The sequence below is a fragment of the Natronospirillum sp. genome (assembly GCF_022565775.1).
Classification (GTDB): Bacteria; Pseudomonadota; Gammaproteobacteria; order Pseudomonadales; family Natronospirillaceae; genus Natronospirillum.
In genome coordinates this window covers 1-16,876 of record NZ_JAIUMC010000015.1, presented here as the reverse complement: position 1 = coordinate 16,876, position 16,876 = coordinate 1, and the positions used below count along the sequence as shown (strand labels likewise).

Genomic DNA, 16,876 nt, shown 5'->3' with positions numbered 1-16,876 from the left:
GTTGCCTGCCTTAGACGCTTCCAAAATCCTGATCCATTCACAGTGTTGAGGGAGATGACACCACTATTAGCCACAAAAACCCACAATCTCCCACAGGTTGCGCCCACTATAGGCACCACCCCCACCATTTGCAACCATGTGTAAGGGCGTCATTTCAAATAAAAATGCTTATGGGACAGGGAGTTACGGACTGTTAGCGAGTGCTAACACAGGGCAACATTGAATGAAAGTGATAAAAGTGAGTCACATGCAATGTAAACTTAAAGTTGAGCATTAACTTCAAGATTTTTTCACACTAAAAATTGCATGCCAAAGAAGCAAACAGAATAACTTTGAGCCGCTGATAAGCAGCCCGGAAAGGACAAGATGGCAAGCCAGCCGATAAGCCGGGTTCTGTCGGGGACAATCATTCATCTAGGCGGGCTGTCACCAGCACGCTCAAGCGACCTACCCGGTTCCAGCGCGGGCCACGCCTGAAGGAACCCTATTTGGTCTTGCTCCGAGTGGGGTTTACCGTGCCATGGACTGTTACCAGCCATGCGGTGCGCTCTTACCGCACCCTTTCACCCTTACCGGTCGCCGAAGCGACTTAGGCGGTCTGCTCTCTGCTGCACTTTCCGTCGGCTCGCGCCGCCCTGCGGTTAACAGGCACTCTGCCCTGTGGAGCCCGGACTTTCCTCCCCCCGGTGTTACCCGAGCGGCGATTGCCTGGCTGACTTGCCGGAGCGCACCTTACGGCAAACCCATCGCCCAGGCAATAACAACTGTGTTTCACCGTGTATCGTCGCGCAGCGCCAGCAGGCGCTGATAGAGCAGGTTCTTGCTCACCCCGAGCAGCCGCGCCGCTTCTCCGGCAGCCTGTTTGGGCGGCAGCAGCCCGGCCAGCGTCAACAGCAGATCATCAGGGTCGACGCGGTCACTGGGCTGGTCCTGTGGCTCGGCGCCACCAATGAGCAGCACCATCTCACCGCGGCATTGGTCCGAATCCGCCTGTACCTGCTGCAACACTGACTGGGCACTGCCCCGCAACACGGTTTCAAATTGCTTGGTCAGTTCGCGCGCCAGCACCAGCGGGCGCTGCGGGGCCAGTTCGGCGAGCAGCGCCAGCGTATCGATAATACGCCGCGGAGCCTCATAAATAACGGAGGTGCCGGTATAGGCCAGTAAGCGCTCCAGAAAGGTCCGTCTGGCCCCGGCCTTGACCGGTGCAAACCCGCAGAACTGGAAGCGATCCGTCGGCAGCCCGGCAACACTCAACGCTGCAACAGCAGCGTTGGCACCGGGCACCGGGACGACCCGATGGCCACTTTCAACCAGTGCCGCCACCAGCGGATAACCGGGGTCGGAAATAAGGGGCGTACCGGCATCACTGATCAGGGCCAGTGTTTCACCCGCAGCAAGCCATTCCGTGATCCGGTCAATGCGTTGTCGTTCATTGTGCTCATGCAAAGACACCAGGGGGCGATCAATGCCATAATGTTGCAACAGTTTCTGACTGTGCCGGGTATCCTCAGCGAGAATACGCGACGCACCCTGCAACACCGCAAGCGCCCGGTGGCTGATGTCGCCCAGATGACCAATGGGTGTCGCCACGACGTACAGGGCGCCTGTGTAAAGCGCGGGTACAGGGCGTTGGGAGGATGCCTCAGGCATATACAATTGACCTGCTTGGTGAATATAGGAATTCCGTCATGACCATGTCGCTGCGTCTGGTGGCCCTGATGACGCTGCTTGTTCTGGCAGCCTGCAGCACGCCACCGGTATCAGATGAACCGGACGATACCGCGGATGAGCGCACAGCGCCAGAAGGGCTGGGTGATCTGTCCATCGACACTGATCGCCCCATCGACGAGCTGGCTGATGAGTTACCCGCAGATCTGCGCGAGTCGTCGCTGATCAGGCTGAATCGGGATCCGGAAACCACTGAGGGCTATACGCTCGAACTGGCCAAGATCTTCTACCTGCGCGGCGAACCGGAAAACACCCAGCGCCTGCTCAGCCTGCTCGAATTCGATCAGCTGCCGGAAGCCAAGCAACGCGACTTTGTGCTTTTGTCGGCAAAAATGGAGCAGTCGCTGTTTAACCCCCAGGGCTCGCTGGCCTGGCTGACCGGAGACCAGGTGCACCTGTTTGATCGTCTGACATTGCCCCAGCAGATTGAGCTGAGTCTGCTGCGGGCCCAGAATTACTCTCTGACCGGCAGCCCGATTGCCGCGGCCCGGGAGCGTATCTTCATTCACCCGCTGTTGAACGAAGAGCAGCAGGACAGCAATGTCCAGGCCATCTGGATGGACCTGCAGCAGGCCGAACCCGAGGCCCTGTCTGCGCTGGCAGGCGTCCAGGCGGCACCGGACTATACGGCCTGGCTCGAATTGGCCGAACTCTACCAGCAGCATCGCAATAACCCCATGCGCCTGGTGGGCCAGATCGAAGTCTGGCAGGAGGCCAACCCCAACCATCCGGCCGCCCGCAATCTACCGGAAAGCCTGGCGCGGCTGACCGAGAGCGTCAGCAGCCAGCCGGAACAGATTGCCTTGATTCTGCCGACAGAAGGCTCCCTCAGTGGTCCGGGGCAGGCTGTGGCGGACGGTTTTCTTGCCGGCTACTTCACGGCTCTGAACCAGGGGCAGGATGTGCCCGAACTGGCCTTCTATGATGAAAACGGGGGCGATATCAGACAGATCCTGATTGAGGCTGTGGAGGCTGGTGCAGACTTCGTGATCGGCCCGCTGGGGCGCGATCAGGTCATTCGAGTGGAGTCGGTTGATGACCTGCCGATTTCCGTGCTTGCCCTGAACCGCACCGAACGCTCGGTGATCAGCAATGATCGAGTCACCCAGTTTGCCCTGGCGCCAGAAGATGAAGCCCGCCAGGTGGCACGCCACGCCTGGCAGAACGGCCATCGTGTTGCCGCGGCGATTCGACCCACCGGCAGTTGGGGTGATCGGGTAGCCGAAGCCTTCCGCGACGAATGGACTCTGCTTGGCGGTGAACTGGTGCGCACCGAGGCCATTCCGGCACAGGATGATGGTCGGCGTTACCTGGCTCAGGTGCGCTCCTTGCTGGATATCAACCAGAGTGAACAGCGGGCGACCAATATCCGCGCTGTCGTGGGCACGTCGGTAGAGTCCGAGCCGCGTCGACGCAAGGATCTGGATTTCATCTTCATGGCAGTAGAGCCCGACCAGGCCCGACAGCTTCGTCCGCTGCTGGACTTCCAGTACGCCGAAGATATCCCGATACTCGCGACCTCTTCGATTGTCTCTACCACCAAAAGTGGCCGAGATCAGGATCTGACCGGTATCCACGTGGTGGAAATACCCTGGCGGCTCGAGAACTCAGCCGTGCAGGCTGAACTGGAGGCGCTGGGCATGGACCAGTATGACACCCATGCCCGTCTTTATGCGATGGGACTGGATGCCTGGCATCTGGTACCGCAACTGGCCTATCTGGACAGCGACCCACAGGCTCGCTACCGAGGACACACCGGCGTGCTGCGCCTTAATGAGCACGGCCAGATCGAGCGCGAACTTATGTGGGCCGAGTTCATCAACGGCCGTCTCGCACCCCTGCCCGGCAATACGCCGGCACTGAGCGACGAAGCGCTGCATTCAGAACCGGTACTGCAATGAATCAGGCTGTAGGCACGGCTGCAGAGACGCGAGCCGCACGGTACCTGGAGACGCAGGGCATGCGACTGGTGGCGCAGCAGGTTCGGATGCGCATGGGTGAACTGGACCTGGTCATGCGCGAAGGCCCGGCCTGGGTCTTTGTGGAGGTCAAGGCTAGGCGCAGCCAGACGTTTGGCGGTGGACTCGCCGCTGTTACCCGAAGCAAGCAACTCAAGTTGCGCCGAACAGCTGAGGGCTACCTGCAGCGTCAGCAGGCCAGTCAGCAGCCTTGCCGCTTCGATGTGGTGGAGGTTAATCTGGGCACTGATGAAATCACCTGGATAAGGAACGCATTCTGATGCAGGATGATCTGGCCCTGCTGACCCAGCGCACGGTAGACACCATTGAACACCTGCAGGAAACGGCTGACCAGAGCCTGCAGCGGATGCTGGTGGCCAATCGACTGCTGTGCGATACCTTTCTCAATGAAGGCAAGGTGCTGGTCTGCGGCAGTGGTCCAAGTGCGGCGACAGCCCAGTTGCTGTGCAGCTACCTGCTGCATCGCTATGATCTGGATCGGCCCGCACTGCCCGCGATCAATCTGAGCAATAATTCCGCTTTGATTTCCCAGATTGGCGTAGAATCCAGTATCAATGATATTTTCGCCAAGCCCATCCAGGCTTTGGCACAATCACAGGATCTGCTGGTCGTGTTCAATCATGGTACACGGGCCGGAAGTCTGGTTCAGGCCATCCAGGCGGCGCACAATCGAGGTCTGAGGGTGCTGGCGTTTTCCTGCCGGATTGGCGAGGATGTCGTTTCACTGCTGACGCCGGAAGATCTGGAGATTGCTACTCCAGGCAGTGGTTCAAGCGCCGTGGAGGCTCATACCATGCTGGTCCATCGCTTGTGTGAGCTGGTTGATCGCAGCATTTTTGGTTCGGAGGACGTGTCATCGTGAGAGTTCTGTTACTGCCAATTGGTCTTGCTCTGCTGTTGCTGACAGCAGGCTGTTCACTCTTTGGCGGCAGTGAAGGCCAGCGCGGTGACGATTCCAGTCTGTCGGTAGGCGCTGCCATTGATGACAGTGACCTGGAGCTGCGAATCCGCGAGCGCCTGGTCGATGCAGACGAACGGTTCTCCGACGCGCGGATCAAGGTGGTATCTCATAACGCCCGCATCCTGATCACCGGGCGAGTTCCGGCCCAGAGCATGATTGACGAGGCTACTGAGGTCGTGCGTCAGTTCCGTCGGGCCCGCCTGCTGCACAATGAACTGAGGGTCGGCAGCCGTCCAACGGCCGAAATGCGCTCCACGGATCAGTGGATCAGTGTCCGGGTCAAGGGGCGTCTGACCCTGACGGCGGATTTCCCCTCACGCCGTGTGGTCATTACCACTCAGGAAGGCACGGTCTACCTGATGGGACTGGTCACGCGTGAACAGGGTCAGATTGCCGAGCAGAACGCCGCCGCGGTGGACGGCGTGCAGCGCGTCGTGTCGATTTTCGACTATATTGATTGAACCGGGGTCCACAGCCACCGGTTTACGCGCTATGCTGAGTAATAACTATTACAAGCAGGAGCCGGTGCCATGAACCCCATCCTAGTTTATCTGGATCCTTCCGAAGACAACCTGCCCGTGGTGCACAAGGCCGAATACCTGGCGCGCCGCTGGCAGGCTCCACTGGTATTGTTTTCGGTGGTGTTCAATGCGGCACTGGCACGCAGCCTGTCCGGGGACGACAGCAGCAAGGCAGAAAGCCAGCAGGCTGGCTTTCTGCGCGAACAGGAAGCCAAACTCGAGTCCTTTGCGCATTCCCTGCGCGAGCGCGGGCTGGACGTCAGCACCCGGGTCGCCTGGTGCAAGCATGCCTGGACGGCGATTGAGAGGGTGGTCAGCGAACAGACATTCGACCTCATCCTGAAAGGCACGCATCACCAGAATGTGGTTCAGCGCACCTTTTTCAGTTCCACGGATTGGGATCTGATGCGCTGCAGCCGGTTGCCGGTGCTGCTGGTCAAGGACGCTCCCTGGCCAGAGAAGGGCATGCGCCTGACAGCCTGCGTCGATCCGATAGAACAGGGGTCGGCTCCGCGCATGCTGGACAAGGCCATACTGCTGCAATCCAGGGTTTGGCAGGATGCGCTGTCCACTGAACTGGAAGTGCTCAACGTCTATGACCCGACGCCTTTCATCGTGTATATGGACCCCCCCGTACCTGATACCACCCCGATTACGGAAGCGCTGGCCGATCAGCATCAGGAGGCACTGGATGCCCTGCTGGACGAAACAGGCCTTCCGCGCACCATGGGTCGGCTTGAAGCCGGCACGCCCTCCTCCACCATTCCCGAGCTGGTCAGCCAGACCGGCAGCCACGTGGTCATCTTGGGTGCCCAGACCCGGGAAGGCATCAATCGCTGGTTGATCGGGCATACGGCAGAAAAAATTCTCGACCGCATCAGCTGTGATGTTCTGGTGATCAAGACAGACCAATCTGGAAGCTGATTGCTTCCCTCGGTCAGGCCGCTACAATAGCCCGACCTGATTACTCACACAGCACAAGCCGACTGCTATTCATGGAACGCCTTACCCTGCAACCACTGTCTTCAATTGACGGTGAAGTCACCATTCCAGGCTCGAAAAGTCTGTCCAATCGAATCCTTTTGCTGGCAGCTCTGGCCGAAGGCACCACCGAGATTACCAATCTGTTGCACAGTGATGACACTGACCGCATGCTGGAAGCGCTGACTGCGCTTGGCGTGCGAATCGACGTCAATGCCGATCGCTCTCGGTGTCGCGTCGAGGGCAACGGGGGGCCACTCAGTGCTGCCAACCCGGTGACCCTGTTTCTTGGCAACGCCGGCACCGCAATGCGCCCGTTGGCGGCGGCCCTTTGTCTGGGCGACGGTGAGTTCACACTGGAAGGTGTGCCGCGCATGTATGAACGACCTATTGGTGATCTGGTCGACGCCTTGCGACCTCTGGGTGCCGATATCGACTACCTGGGTACTGAAGGCTACCCGCCTCTGTGTATCAGGGGCAGCGGACTGAAGGGCGGCAGAGTCAGCATTCGCGGCAATATCTCCAGCCAGTTTCTGACCGCGCTGCTGATGGCGGCGCCGCTGGCCGACGGAGATCTGACCATCGAGGTCGAGGGTGAATTGGTGTCCAGGCCCTATATCGACATCACACTCGATGTAATGCGCCGGTTCGGCGTCGAGGTCGACAATCAGAGCTACCAGGCCTTTCACGTGAAAGGCAATCAACGCTATCAGTCACCCGGCTCGATCATGGTGGAAGGGGATGCCTCTTCTGCCTCCTATTTTCTCGCCGCAGCCGCCATAGCCGGCGGGCGCGTGCGGGTGCATGGTACCGGTACGGCATCCGTGCAGGGCGATGTGCGCTTTGCCGAAGTTCTGGAGCAGATGGGGGCTCGGGTCACCTGGAGCGATACCTGGATAGAGGTGGAGCGCGGCACGTTGAAAGGCGTGGATGTGGACCTCAACCACATTCCAGATGCCGCCATGACCATTGCCACCACGGCTCTGTTTGCCGAGGGCCCGACCGTTATCCGCAATATCTACAACTGGCGGGTCAAGGAAACCGACCGCCTGAGCGCCATGGCCACGGAACTGCGCAAATTGGGCGCCGTCGTCGAAGAGGGTGAAGACTGGATTTCGGTTACCCCGGCCGGAGCGCTCCACCCGGCAGACATAGAAACCTATGACGATCACCGAATCGCCATGTGCTTCTCACTGGCAGCATTTGGCAATGCACCTGTCACCATTCTGGACCCGAACTGCACGGCCAAGACGTTTCCCGACTATTTCGACCGATTCCGGGCTTTGACAGCCTGAGTGGCCTGGCGCAAAGTTCAGGCACACAGTTTCATCAACATCTGGAGGACAACAGCATGAGTTACAACAGCATTCCGGCAGGCAAGAATCTGCCCGACGACTTTTTTGTCGCCATCGAAATTCCCGCCAATGCCGATCCCATCAAGTACGAGATCGACAAGGATTTTGACGCGCTGATGGTCGACCGGTTCATGGCCACTCCCATGTTCTACCCTGCCAATTACGGTTATATCCCGCAGACCCTGGCACCGGATGGTGATGCGCTGGATGTGCTTGTGGTGACGCCTTATCCGGTGGCGCCCGGCTCGGTGATACGGGCTCGCCCGGTGGGCATTCTGGACATGACCGACGAAGCCGGTTCGGACGCCAAGCTGGTCGCTGTACCACATCGCAAGCTGACCAGCCTGTACGACCACGTAGAGGATATTGAAGATCTGCCACCGCTGCTCATTGAGCAGATCAAGCACTTCTTTGAAAACTACAAAACGCTGGAAAAAGGCAAATGGGTCAAGGTCGATGGCTGGCGTGGTGCCGATGCGGCTCGCGAGGCTGTGATGGCCAGTGCCAAGGCCTATAATGGGTAATCAGTTGGACTGTTACGCACCTGTTGCACGCACAGAGGAGAGCAGCGCATGAGCAATACGCCAGGAGATCTGCGTTATACCCCCACCCATGAGTGGATACTTGTTGACGGGGATGTCATTACGGTCGGCATCACCGACTTTGCCCAGGAACAGCTGGGTGATGTGGTGTTTGTCGAACTGCCGGAGGTCGACGCAGCAGTGACCGCAGGCGACAGCATCGCCGTGGTCGAGTCGGTGAAGTCCGCTTCCGATATCTATGCCCCGGCGACCGGAACCATTCTGGCCATCAACGAGGCGCTGGAAGAGGCGCCTGAGCTGGTGAACAGCGATCCATTCGAGGATGGCTGGTTCTATCGCATGCGCGTTACAGATACCGGCGAGCTCGATGACCTGATGGATGCAGACTCTTACATCGATCACTGCGCCGACACCTGACACCACTCTGTGCCACCTGCACCCAGGTGCGCCTCTCGGCACGCGGCTCCAGGCGGGCTGCGTGACCGAGAAAAGATGACTACACTGGTAGAGGTGCCATACTGAGGCAGCTCAGCAATAATGATTCCTCTGCAGTTCACCAGTCCGGAGCATCCGGTACACGCCGCTCACACCGGCCAGTATTCCCCTGCCCTGGTGATCATCTCGATTCTGATCGCCATTTTTGCAGCTTTCGCCAGCTTCAGCCATGTCGAGCTGATTCGCAACTCGCGTTCCTTGCTCGCCCGAATGAGCTGGCTGACCAGCGGCGGAATGGCGATGGGCGTGGGCATCTGGACCATGCACTTTACCGGCATGGTGGCCTTCCAGATGCCGGTCGACATCACTTACGACCTTAACCTCACGCTCACCTCAGTAGTACCAGCCTTTGTGGCCGGACTGGTGACCCTGGTCATCATCCATCAGCCCGACCCGGGATATCGGCGCATTGTAACCGGTGGTGTGCTGATGGGAGCGGGTATCGGCATCATGCACTATACCGGCATGGGGGCCATGGTGACGGTGGCTGACATTGCCTACAACCCATGGCAATTTGCCCTGTCGATTGCTACCGCCGTTCTGCTGGCAACCTTTGCCCTTGCCGTACCCAGAATTTTGCGTTCAGTCAGGCTGGACCCGGTCACTCTTAAGCTGTCCATGGCGGTACTCATGGGGTTGGCGGTATCCGGCATGCATTATGTCGCCATGAGTGCCACCGTGTTTCTGCCCAGTGAGCGACCACCTGCACTGCATGGTCCGGCCCTTGACCAGACACTGCTTGCGTCTGTCGCCGTGTTTGCCAGCCTGATCATTCTTGCCTCCTCGACACTGGCTACCGCCATGCGACAAAGGATGCTGCTGGCGGAACTGGAGCGCGAACGCAGCGAAGCCAGTTCACGGCATCTGGAGAATCGTTTCCGCAAGATCGTCACCCGCCTCCCGGGCATGGTTTATCAGTTTCGCCTGACACCTGACGGCGCCATGTCGTTCCCCTATACCAGCGAAGCCATTCGCCAGATCTATGGTGTGGAACCCGAAGCGGTGCAACAGGACGCTGACATTCTGACGCGGGTTATTCACCCGGAGGATCTGGAGGAAGTCATGGTCTCCATTCAGCGCTCAGCAGAGACCATGACGCCCTGGCAACACGAATACCGGGTCTGCAAGCCGGATGGTGAAGAACGCTGGCTGCAGGGCAATGCACAGCCGGAAGAAGATGCTGACGGCTCGGTATTGTGGAGCGGATTTATCATGGATGTGTCGGAACGCCGCCAATCCGAAGACATCATCCATCAACTGGCCTTCTATGACACCCTGACCGGGCTGCCTAATCGCCGACTGTTCAACGACCGTCTCGAACAGGCCTGCGCGGCCAGTGAACGCGATTTGCAGCCAGGGGCCCTGATCTTCATTGACCTGGACGACTTCAAGTCGCTCAATGACACCATGGGCCACACCGTGGGCGACAAACTCCTGCGCGAGGTGGCGGATCGACTGAAATCCTGTCTGCGGGCGCATGACACGGTAGCCCGCCTGGGAGGCGATGAATTTGTCGTGATTGTCAGCGATCTTGATCCATCGGACCAGAGAGCTGCGTTGGAGGCAGAGCAGATCGCGGAGAAACTGCTTGCCGTGATGAGCGAACCGGTCGATCTCAATGGGACCCTCTACCAGTGCGCGGGAAGCCTGGGTATTTGCATGTACAAGGGTGAAAACGATTCGGTCGAGGAACTGTTGCGACGCGCTGACGTGGCCATGTATCAGGCAAAATCATCTGGCCGCAACGAGATCCGCTTTTTCGACCCGAACATCCATGCGGCACTTGAAGAACGTTTCAAACTGGAGCGGGAACTGCGCGCCGCGCTCAAGGCCGAGCAGCTTGAATTGCACTATCAGGCACAGATCAACCGCAACGGGGAACCCAATGGGGCCGAAGCGCTGGTCCGGTGGCAACACCCGGAACGCGGCCTGCTGGGACCAGGCGGGTTCATCGGGCTGGCGGAGGAGACGGGCCTGATCATACCGGTAGGAGAGTGGGTGCTGAGTGCCGCCTGCGCACAACTAGAAATCTGGGCCAGAGACGAAGCCTTCAGTGATTTGCATATGGCGGTCAATATCAGTGCCCGCCAGTTTCACCAGGCCGCCTTTGTGCAGTCGGTTATGGCGACGATCAACCGGTACGACTTTCCGCCTGATCGTCTCAAGCTGGAACTGACAGAGTCGATGGTGCTTAGTGACCTTCAGGACTCCGCCAGCAAGATGCTGCAGTTGCGAGAGCACGGCCTGAGCTTCGCGATGGACGATTTCGGCACCGGCTACTCTTCGCTGGCCTATTTGACCCGCCTGCCCTTCGATGAGGTCAAGATCGACCAGTCATTCATCCGCCATGCACGACTGGATATCGACGGGCCGGACAGCACCATTGTCGACGCCATAATCGGCCTGACGCATAACCTGGGTATGTGTGTCGTTGCAGAAGGGGTAGAGACGGCTGAACATCAGCAGTTTCTGCTCAGCCACCAGTGCGATTCATTTCAGGGTTACCTGTTCAACCGGCCTGAGCCCATCAGCACCTTTCAACAGACCGTACAGAAATTGCGTGAAGCCAGACAGCCGGCACCGGTTGCCGGCAATCAGCGGCTGCAATGAACCAGCAATCGATCCAGAAACTGCCCGCACCGCTCCAACTGATCAACGGCCACAAATTCATTCGGCTTGTGCGCCTGATCAATGGACCCAGGACCCAGAACCACAGTAGGCACGCCCAGGGTCTGAGAAAACAGGCCCGCCTCCGTGCCGTAGGCTACCTTTCGATAGTCGGGCGCATTGGCCAGCTCACAGGCCAGCCGGACCACCTCTGCCTCCGGCGAAGTGTCGAGCCCCGGAAATGCCGATAACTGTGACAATTTCACACCACATTCTTCGTAGCGGGCCTTCATCTCAGCATCCAGTGTCGCCAGATAATCAGCCACTTCGGCGGCTATGGCATCGATATCTTCACTCGGCAGAACCCGGAATTCAAAGTCGACGGTGCAGCGTTCAGGCACGATATTCAGTGCCGCACCACCGCGCATCACGCCGACGTGCGCGGTCGATACCGGCACATCGTACAGCTCACCACTCGGCCCCTCAGCCAGCTTCTGTGCCAGAGCATCCAGATGCTGCACCAGGCGGGCAGCGTAACTGATGGCGTTAACCCCGTGCGGTGCCTGGGAAGAATGGCAGGCCAAGCCGGTAAAGTCGGCGCGATAACTTTGCTTCGCCTTGTGGGCCACCACAACCTCCATGGAGGACGGCTCGCCAACGAAACAGGCGCGAGGTTTTACGGGCCGGTCCCGCAGTACCTGCAACAGCCTTGGCACACCCTGACAGCCCACTTCTTCGTCATAGGAGAAGGCAAGATGAATGGGTGCCTTCAGGTCCGCACGCACCATGTCCGGCACGCGCGACAGGCAACAGGCCAGAAAGCCCTTCATGTCGACAGTGCCCCGGCCATAGAGTCGGCCTTCTTTGCGAACCATTTCATAGGGATTGGTATGCCAGTCCTGACCGTCCACCGGAACGGTATCCGTATGCCCGGACAGGACATAGCCCGGCACACCGGCCGGGCCGATGGTGGCAAAAAAGTTGGCCTTCTGACCACTCTCGTCATAAACGCGCTCGCCATGGACACCATAGTCGCTCAGCCACTGTTCAACCCAGTCTATCAGCGGCAGGTTGGAGTTGCGGCTGGTGGTATCGTAACTGACCAGTCTGGCCAGCAGGTCTTCTATGGTGGGATCACGCGTGGTCATGGGTTACCTCTTGCTCCGAGCAGTCTTTCTGCGTGTTCTGGGTGACCCTTTACTCTAGCACAGTCAAAGCAGGGTGCGGGCCATAATCAGTGCATGTTCGCGACCCCGCATGGGTGGTGAACCCTCGGTGATGCTGTCTGATCTGCAAGCCGCGCGGGCCGGATAATAGTTTTCACGCACACCCGCCACATTGAAATCCATACTGGCGTAGAGTGCCTGGGCGGGCAGGTTGGATTGCCGAACCTCCAGAAACGCCTGATCAGCGCCATGTGCACGTCCGGCTTCCAGGGCAGCCGTGATCATGTGCCGGGCCACGCCCTGCCGTTGCCTGGATTGGTCCACGGCGATATTGAGCACTGACAATTCATCCGCGACCAGCAGGCAGATGCAGAAGGCATAGGGTCTGTCCGCCTCGTCAACGGCAACCCGAGCCCAATGATTCTTCTGCAGTCCGCGCCGAAATATGTCCAGCGGCCAGGGGTGGTTGGATACCCTGCGGTCGATGTCATGACACAAGGTCAGATCATCTTCACGAAGCGGCCGCAGATGGATCATTCAGCGCCCACCAGCCAGGTTCTGAGATCTTTCCAGAGACGGCGTTTTTCTGCCGGCAAGTGCAGCATTTCCGCAATGGCCGGACCGCTGCAGCAGGAGATATTGTCCTGTTGCCAAATGGGTGTGCCCAGGTCGTCCGGGACCAGGCCGAGCAGTTCCGGAGTCTGCTCGCCCAGCATCAACACACGACGTATCGGTGATTGCTGCTGCACGGCCTGCCATTTCTGCTGCAGGTAGAAGCGTGCTTCTTCCGCGTCATGCTTGATCGAACGATTGACGAACAAGGGCCAGTCGATGCGATATGCCAACGTCGGCTTGCGCTCTCCGCACAGGGTCTGTGCCAGAGCCGCCAGCAATCTATCTGCCTGACGCTGTTGCTCAGCAGGCATGGCGGCTGGGCGGGTATCAACTATCAGCCAGCCGTCATGGGCCCACCAGCGTTGCTTGAACTCGACGCCCTGCCCGGTCTGCACAGTGCCTTCATTGGCGATACCGGCTCCATGCTCTTCCTGCACCGGCTCAGTAACCGCGGGTACGCTTTGCGCGCTGGTTGCAGCAGGTGCGTCAGCGGCCTGTTGCGCAGCACTCTCCAACAGGGTGGCCGCGTTGGTGACCTGCTCAGTCCCCGGGGCCTGCTGCGGGTCGGGGTGCGTCTTATGCTCTGCGCGTGCAATAACCATTTCTGCCGGCCAGTCCAGCCTCACACCACGCGCCGGGCGCACCCGGCAATACCAGGAGGTAACACCCATGGTCTCCAGGTATTGGGTGCGCAGCATTTCCCGCTCAGCATTCATAGGTTGACATCATCTGAAAGTATTCCGCATAGACGCATTAGTTTACAGCATCAAAGTTACACTGACACGATACCGCGGTACTGGACAGAGCAGACAAACAGACCCTACACTGCTTCGGCAGATCAACTGTCGGAATATGGTCCCGTGCCCAAGCCTACCAACGGCCAACTGGTCGTGCTGTTTATCGTTACGCTGTTACTGGCTGGCACCCTGGCGCTGTTGTGGCCAAGAGGTCATAAGGCCTGCCCCGAGTTCACATTGGCAAGCGAGCATCTGCCGGAAGTCAGCCAGGCCTTCCGTTTGCCCTATGCTACTGCCGAGGGTGTCGTCTTACTGTACCGACCGTCAGATGATAACGTGTTTTCCCATCGGTCGCTGTCGTTGCTGCGAATACTGCACGATACATTGGGTCAGGACCTTGTTTCCGACGACCTCAACGAGCCTCAGTCATCATTCCACGTAGAGTCTTTGAGCAATGCGTACGTTCTTTTTCCTGAACATCGGCCACCCAGGATGGAAGCGTTGATTCCCAATCCGATTCCGAACAGTGCCGGCATGCTTAATGCCATTGGCAACCGGGCAGCCGGTGATGCCGACCTGGAATGGCGACTGTTTTCAGCTGACTGGACCTATGGTGCCCTGATTATTCATACCGAGGGTACGGCGTCAGCTGCGACGGGCAGCAGCCCATTGGCCAGAACGCTCAGGGAAGCACTCGACAGCCCGGAAACAGCTGACCACTTCGAGTTCTATCTTCTTGCACCGGAGTCGTTACTCACATGTCCGGATTGACACCAATTAACCAGGGGTGCGAAACACAGAGGCCCTGTTCGAACTGGATCAGAGCCGGCTGCGTGTTAGGTCTCTTGGTCGCTCAGTGCGCGCTGGCAACCTCTCCGGGAGTTGATCTTTTTCTGCTTGATGACTATTCCATGGACCCGGAAGCCATGGGGTACCGCACAGTGCCGCCCCCGCCTCAGATAACCTCTGTTGTTTCCAACCGCTGGGAGGGCGAGCGTGGTGACGCGGTCACTGATTTGTCCAGTCGACTGCGCAGCAGATACCTGCATCCGGCGACAGAGTCGCTGGTCTTTCGTGTCGATGCCGAGGCCCGGGTCCTGTACCCGACACGCTTTGACGCTATCACCGATGACCGACTCCGCTTTGAAGGTCGGATTCATGAGGCAGCCCTGCGTCATGATCGCGGCAGGTTCGAAACTGATGCTGGTTGGCAGGCCCTGCGCTGGGGTGCCATCCCGGGTGCCGGAGTGCTCGATGTGATCAGTCCGCAGGCGCTGTCCGCTGATGCTGACATTCAGCGCCAGAAGGCACCACAGCTGAGCCTGCGCACTGCAGTGGAATTTGCGGACCAGTCACTGTCGTTCTTTATCACGCCTACACCCGGCTTTGCCCCTGAATTGGCAGACGATCCGGTACTCACCCCTGCCACAGACGATCTGTCGCCGGAGTTCGGCGCACAACTGCAGTGGCAGGGTGTTCGGGGCACCTTCTTTGCCAACGCGGCAATGCTGGTTCCTGACACAGCAACACGCTCTGAAGCACAGGCAACGGAAGCCGACCTGACCCCCTATAGCCTGTTGGGCATGGGGGCAACTCTCCCTGTAGGGCCTACCGAGTGGAAAGCTGAACTGGCCTACAAGTCAGGGTTACGGCCGGCCAACCCGGCGACCATTGCGGAGCCGGCACCAGTCGCCCTTGGCGGCACAAGAGACCGCCTGGATGGTGCCGTTGGCGTGGACTTCAACAGCCCAGTTTATGGCCGCTGGTCTGGGTACCTTACCCTATATTGGTGGCTTGACGACTCTGACCTGTCGGAGTCACAAATCTGGGGCAGTGACATGGCAGTGTCCTGGCAGGAAAGCTGGCTGGACCAGCGCCTGGAGACCACGCTGACCGGCTACAGCTCTCTGACGGAACCAGTGCTGGCGGGCATAGTCAGCGGAATGTGGCGCTTTTCACCACGTATGGAGCTGGAAACCGCACTCACCCACTACCTGGCCGATGACGGCACACCCTTTGCGGATCTCGACGGTGAGACCCAATTCTCCACCGAATGGCGATACCTGTTCTGAATTCAATAGCCGACCTGTAGAAAGCCGAACCCGACAGCGATGGCCAGGCCCCAGAGATAGAATGAGAATATTCTCAGGCGGGCCTTGTAGAGCATCACCAGAACAATCTTCAGCGCCACAATGCCAACCAGTGCAGAGACCACAAAGCCAACGCCCATCACAGTCCAGTTGAGCGCCTGCAGACCGCCATCCAGCAACACCTCCAGCGATTGCACCGCAGATGCAGCAAGGATGGTTGGAATGGCCAGAAAGAAGCTGTATTCAGCAGCCCATTTGCGCTTGAGGCCGGCAAACAAGGCGAATGTGATGGTCATGCCGCTGCGCGACAATCCCGGAATCAGGGCCAGACCCTGGGCCAGCCCTATAATGCCGGCCACGCGCAGATTGATCCTGCGCAAGCCGAGGGGCCGACGCGCCAGGGTGTCTGTCCACCAAAGCAGAATACCGGTCAGCGTCAACGTACCCGCCACCATCACCGGCGAGGCAAAGACCAGATTGAACATGCCGCGGAAAGAGAAGCCGATAACGGCGGTCACCAGCAACGAGAAGGCGCACAGAAAAGCCAGCCTGAGAAACAGCAATTCCCGCCGAATGCGCCCGCCATCGGAGAGCCAGTGGCCGGTATCCCGCAGCACGCCACCGATGACCTTGAACAGGCTTTTGCGAAACACAACAACAATGGATACCAGGGTGCCGACATGAACGACCAGGTCGAACAGGACCATCTCGGCACTTTCAGGCGGAGGCAGATCAAAGCCCTGTTGTATGAGCCAATGCTGACTGAGTACAAGATGAGCCGTCGAGCTCACTGGCAGGAACATGAAAATGCCCTGCACCACACCCAGTACAATGGCTACCCAGATCGCCATGGTTCCTCCATGAATAAAGATTGTGCGTCAAAAGCGCCTCTTTATACAGGCTGCGGCACAGGATTGGAAGTGGAGTACATGCCGAGAAGCGCGGCCAAGGCGCGCGCCTACAGTGGAGGCAAAACACCCTGTAGGCCAACGACGTGAGTCGTGCTCGGCGGCGCAGCCGCCCAATGGAGGGGCCTGCGGCCCCGAGCGCGGCCAAGGCCGGCGCCTACAGGGTGGCTCAATTGTAGGCCGTGGGC

At 59.0% G+C, this 16,876-nt stretch carries 16 protein-coding genes and 1 other RNA gene; 11 read left to right on the top strand and 6 right to left on the bottom strand.

What is annotated here, in order from left to right:
• Positions 1 to 366: 366 nt before the first annotated feature.
• Together rnpB and rsmI are read right to left on the bottom strand one after the other, a co-directional pair.
• Positions 367 to 720: RNase P RNA component class A (rnpB, locus tag LAT62_RS05280), an RNA gene on the bottom strand.
• Positions 721 to 771: 51 nt separating this feature from the next.
• Positions 772 to 1,593 (bottom strand): 16S rRNA (cytidine(1402)-2'-O)-methyltransferase, encoded by an 822-nt coding sequence (gene rsmI, locus LAT62_RS05275; protein WP_367120532.1) that lies wholly within the window; start codon positions 1,591 to 1,593, stop codon positions 772 to 774.
• A 98-nt stretch (positions 1,594 to 1,691) separates the two neighbouring features.
• Here rsmI and LAT62_RS05270 point away from each other — a divergent pair, with 98 nt between their 5' ends.
• The 9 genes from LAT62_RS05270 to LAT62_RS05230 all read left to right on the top strand — a co-directional run bounded on the left by LAT62_RS05270 (position 1,692) and on the right by LAT62_RS05230 (position 11,175).
• Positions 1,692 to 3,632, top strand: coding sequence for a penicillin-binding protein activator (locus LAT62_RS05270; RefSeq protein WP_293380038.1), 1,941 nt, complete (start codon positions 1,692 to 1,694; stop codon positions 3,630 to 3,632).
• Entirely contained in the window at positions 3,629 to 3,970 is a 342-nt protein-coding gene (locus tag LAT62_RS05265) for a YraN family protein (protein ID WP_293380035.1), read from the top strand. Before LAT62_RS05270 ends, LAT62_RS05265 begins: the two co-directional genes overlap by 4 nt.
• Positions 3,970 to 4,572 carry an SIS domain-containing protein gene (locus tag LAT62_RS05260; protein ID WP_293380032.1) on the top strand — a complete coding sequence of 201 codons (603 nt, stop codon included), beginning with the start codon at positions 3,970 to 3,972 and terminating at the stop codon, positions 4,570 to 4,572. Before LAT62_RS05265 ends, LAT62_RS05260 begins: the two co-directional genes overlap by 1 nt.
• Positions 4,569 to 5,132, top strand: a complete 564-nt coding sequence (locus tag LAT62_RS05255) for a BON domain-containing protein (RefSeq protein ID WP_293380029.1) — start codon at positions 4,569 to 4,571, stop codon at positions 5,130 to 5,132. Before LAT62_RS05260 ends, LAT62_RS05255 begins: the two co-directional genes overlap by 4 nt.
• 69 nt (positions 5,133 to 5,201) lie before the next feature.
• Positions 5,202 to 6,116, top strand: a complete 915-nt coding sequence (locus tag LAT62_RS05250) for a universal stress protein (RefSeq protein ID WP_293380026.1) — start codon at positions 5,202 to 5,204, stop codon at positions 6,114 to 6,116.
• A gap of 71 nt (positions 6,117 to 6,187) precedes the next feature.
• A complete protein-coding gene (aroA, locus tag LAT62_RS05245) occupies positions 6,188 to 7,468 on the top strand; it encodes a 3-phosphoshikimate 1-carboxyvinyltransferase (RefSeq protein WP_293380023.1) in 1,281 nt (426 codons plus the stop codon).
• A gap of 56 nt (positions 7,469 to 7,524) precedes the next feature.
• A complete protein-coding gene (gene ppa / locus LAT62_RS05240; RefSeq protein ID WP_293380020.1) occupies positions 7,525 to 8,052 on the top strand; it encodes an inorganic diphosphatase in 528 nt (175 codons plus the stop codon).
• A 48-nt stretch (positions 8,053 to 8,100) separates the two neighbouring features.
• Positions 8,101 to 8,487 carry a glycine cleavage system protein GcvH gene (gcvH, locus tag LAT62_RS05235; RefSeq protein ID WP_293380017.1) on the top strand — a complete coding sequence of 129 codons (387 nt, stop codon included), beginning with the start codon at positions 8,101 to 8,103 and terminating at the stop codon, positions 8,485 to 8,487.
• 120 nt (positions 8,488 to 8,607) lie between these two features.
• Positions 8,608 to 11,175, top strand: a complete 2,568-nt coding sequence (locus LAT62_RS05230; protein ID WP_293380014.1) for an EAL domain-containing protein — start codon at positions 8,608 to 8,610, stop codon at positions 11,173 to 11,175.
• Here LAT62_RS05230 and argE read toward each other — a convergent pair.
• The 3 genes from argE to LAT62_RS05215 all read right to left on the bottom strand — a co-directional run bounded on the left by argE (position 11,160) and on the right by LAT62_RS05215 (position 13,669).
• A complete protein-coding gene (argE, locus tag LAT62_RS05225; RefSeq protein WP_293380011.1) occupies positions 11,160 to 12,320 on the bottom strand; it encodes an acetylornithine deacetylase in 1,161 nt (386 codons plus the stop codon). The two genes, LAT62_RS05230 and argE, sit on opposite strands and share 16 nt — an antisense overlap.
• A gap of 63 nt (positions 12,321 to 12,383) precedes the next feature.
• The gene (gene rimI, locus LAT62_RS05220; protein WP_293380008.1) at positions 12,384 to 12,875 is read right to left on the bottom strand and encodes a ribosomal protein S18-alanine N-acetyltransferase; all 492 of its coding nucleotides are present in this window, start codon (positions 12,873 to 12,875) and stop codon (positions 12,384 to 12,386) included.
• Positions 12,872 to 13,669 carry a hypothetical protein gene (locus LAT62_RS05215; RefSeq protein ID WP_293380004.1) on the bottom strand — a complete coding sequence of 266 codons (798 nt, stop codon included), beginning with the start codon at positions 13,667 to 13,669 and terminating at the stop codon, positions 12,872 to 12,874. The genes rimI and LAT62_RS05215 overlap by 4 nt, the downstream gene beginning before the upstream one ends.
• Before the next feature lie 144 nt (positions 13,670 to 13,813).
• Between LAT62_RS05215 and LAT62_RS05210 the strand changes: the two genes are divergently transcribed.
• Complete coding sequence (locus LAT62_RS05210) at positions 13,814 to 14,461, top strand: hypothetical protein (protein ID WP_293380001.1); 648 nt, start codon at positions 13,814 to 13,816, stop codon at positions 14,459 to 14,461.
• A gap of 62 nt (positions 14,462 to 14,523) precedes the next feature.
• Entirely contained in the window at positions 14,524 to 15,762 is a 1,239-nt protein-coding gene (locus LAT62_RS05205) for a hypothetical protein (protein ID WP_293379999.1), read from the top strand.
• Between the two features lie 2 nt (positions 15,763 to 15,764).
• Here LAT62_RS05205 and LAT62_RS05200 read toward each other — a convergent pair whose 3' ends face one another.
• Entirely contained in the window at positions 15,765 to 16,631 is an 867-nt protein-coding gene (locus LAT62_RS05200; protein ID WP_293379997.1) for an undecaprenyl-diphosphate phosphatase, read from the bottom strand.
• Positions 16,632 to 16,876 lie beyond the last annotated feature (245 nt).

Excerpts from the sequence above, each read along its gene's own strand:
- LAT62_RS05270 (WP_293380038.1), top strand. The coding sequence starts at position 1,692 with ATGACCATGTCGCTGCGTCTGGTGGCCCTGATGACGCTGCTTGTTCTG.
- LAT62_RS05265 (WP_293380035.1), top strand. The coding sequence starts at position 3,629 with ATGAATCAGGCTGTAGGCACGGCTGCAGAGACGCGAGCCGCACGGTAC.
- LAT62_RS05260 (WP_293380032.1), top strand. The coding sequence starts at position 3,970 with ATGCAGGATGATCTGGCCCTGCTGACCCAGCGCACGGTAGACACCATT.
- LAT62_RS05250 (WP_293380026.1), top strand. The coding sequence starts at position 5,202 with ATGAACCCCATCCTAGTTTATCTGGATCCTTCCGAAGACAACCTGCCC.
- aroA (WP_293380023.1), top strand. The coding sequence starts at position 6,188 with ATGGAACGCCTTACCCTGCAACCACTGTCTTCAATTGACGGTGAAGTC.
- ppa (WP_293380020.1), top strand. The coding sequence starts at position 7,525 with ATGAGTTACAACAGCATTCCGGCAGGCAAGAATCTGCCCGACGACTTT.
- gcvH (WP_293380017.1), top strand. The coding sequence starts at position 8,101 with ATGAGCAATACGCCAGGAGATCTGCGTTATACCCCCACCCATGAGTGG.
- LAT62_RS05230 (WP_293380014.1), top strand. The coding sequence starts at position 8,608 with ATGATTCCTCTGCAGTTCACCAGTCCGGAGCATCCGGTACACGCCGCT.
- argE (WP_293380011.1), bottom strand. The coding sequence starts at position 12,320 with ATGACCACGCGTGATCCCACCATAGAAGACCTGCTGGCCAGACTGGTC.
- rimI (WP_293380008.1), bottom strand. The coding sequence starts at position 12,875 with ATGATCCATCTGCGGCCGCTTCGTGAAGATGATCTGACCTTGTGTCAT.
- LAT62_RS05215 (WP_293380004.1), bottom strand. The coding sequence starts at position 13,669 with ATGAATGCTGAGCGGGAAATGCTGCGCACCCAATACCTGGAGACCATG.
- LAT62_RS05200 (WP_293379997.1), bottom strand. The coding sequence starts at position 16,631 with ATGGCGATCTGGGTAGCCATTGTACTGGGTGTGGTGCAGGGCATTTTC.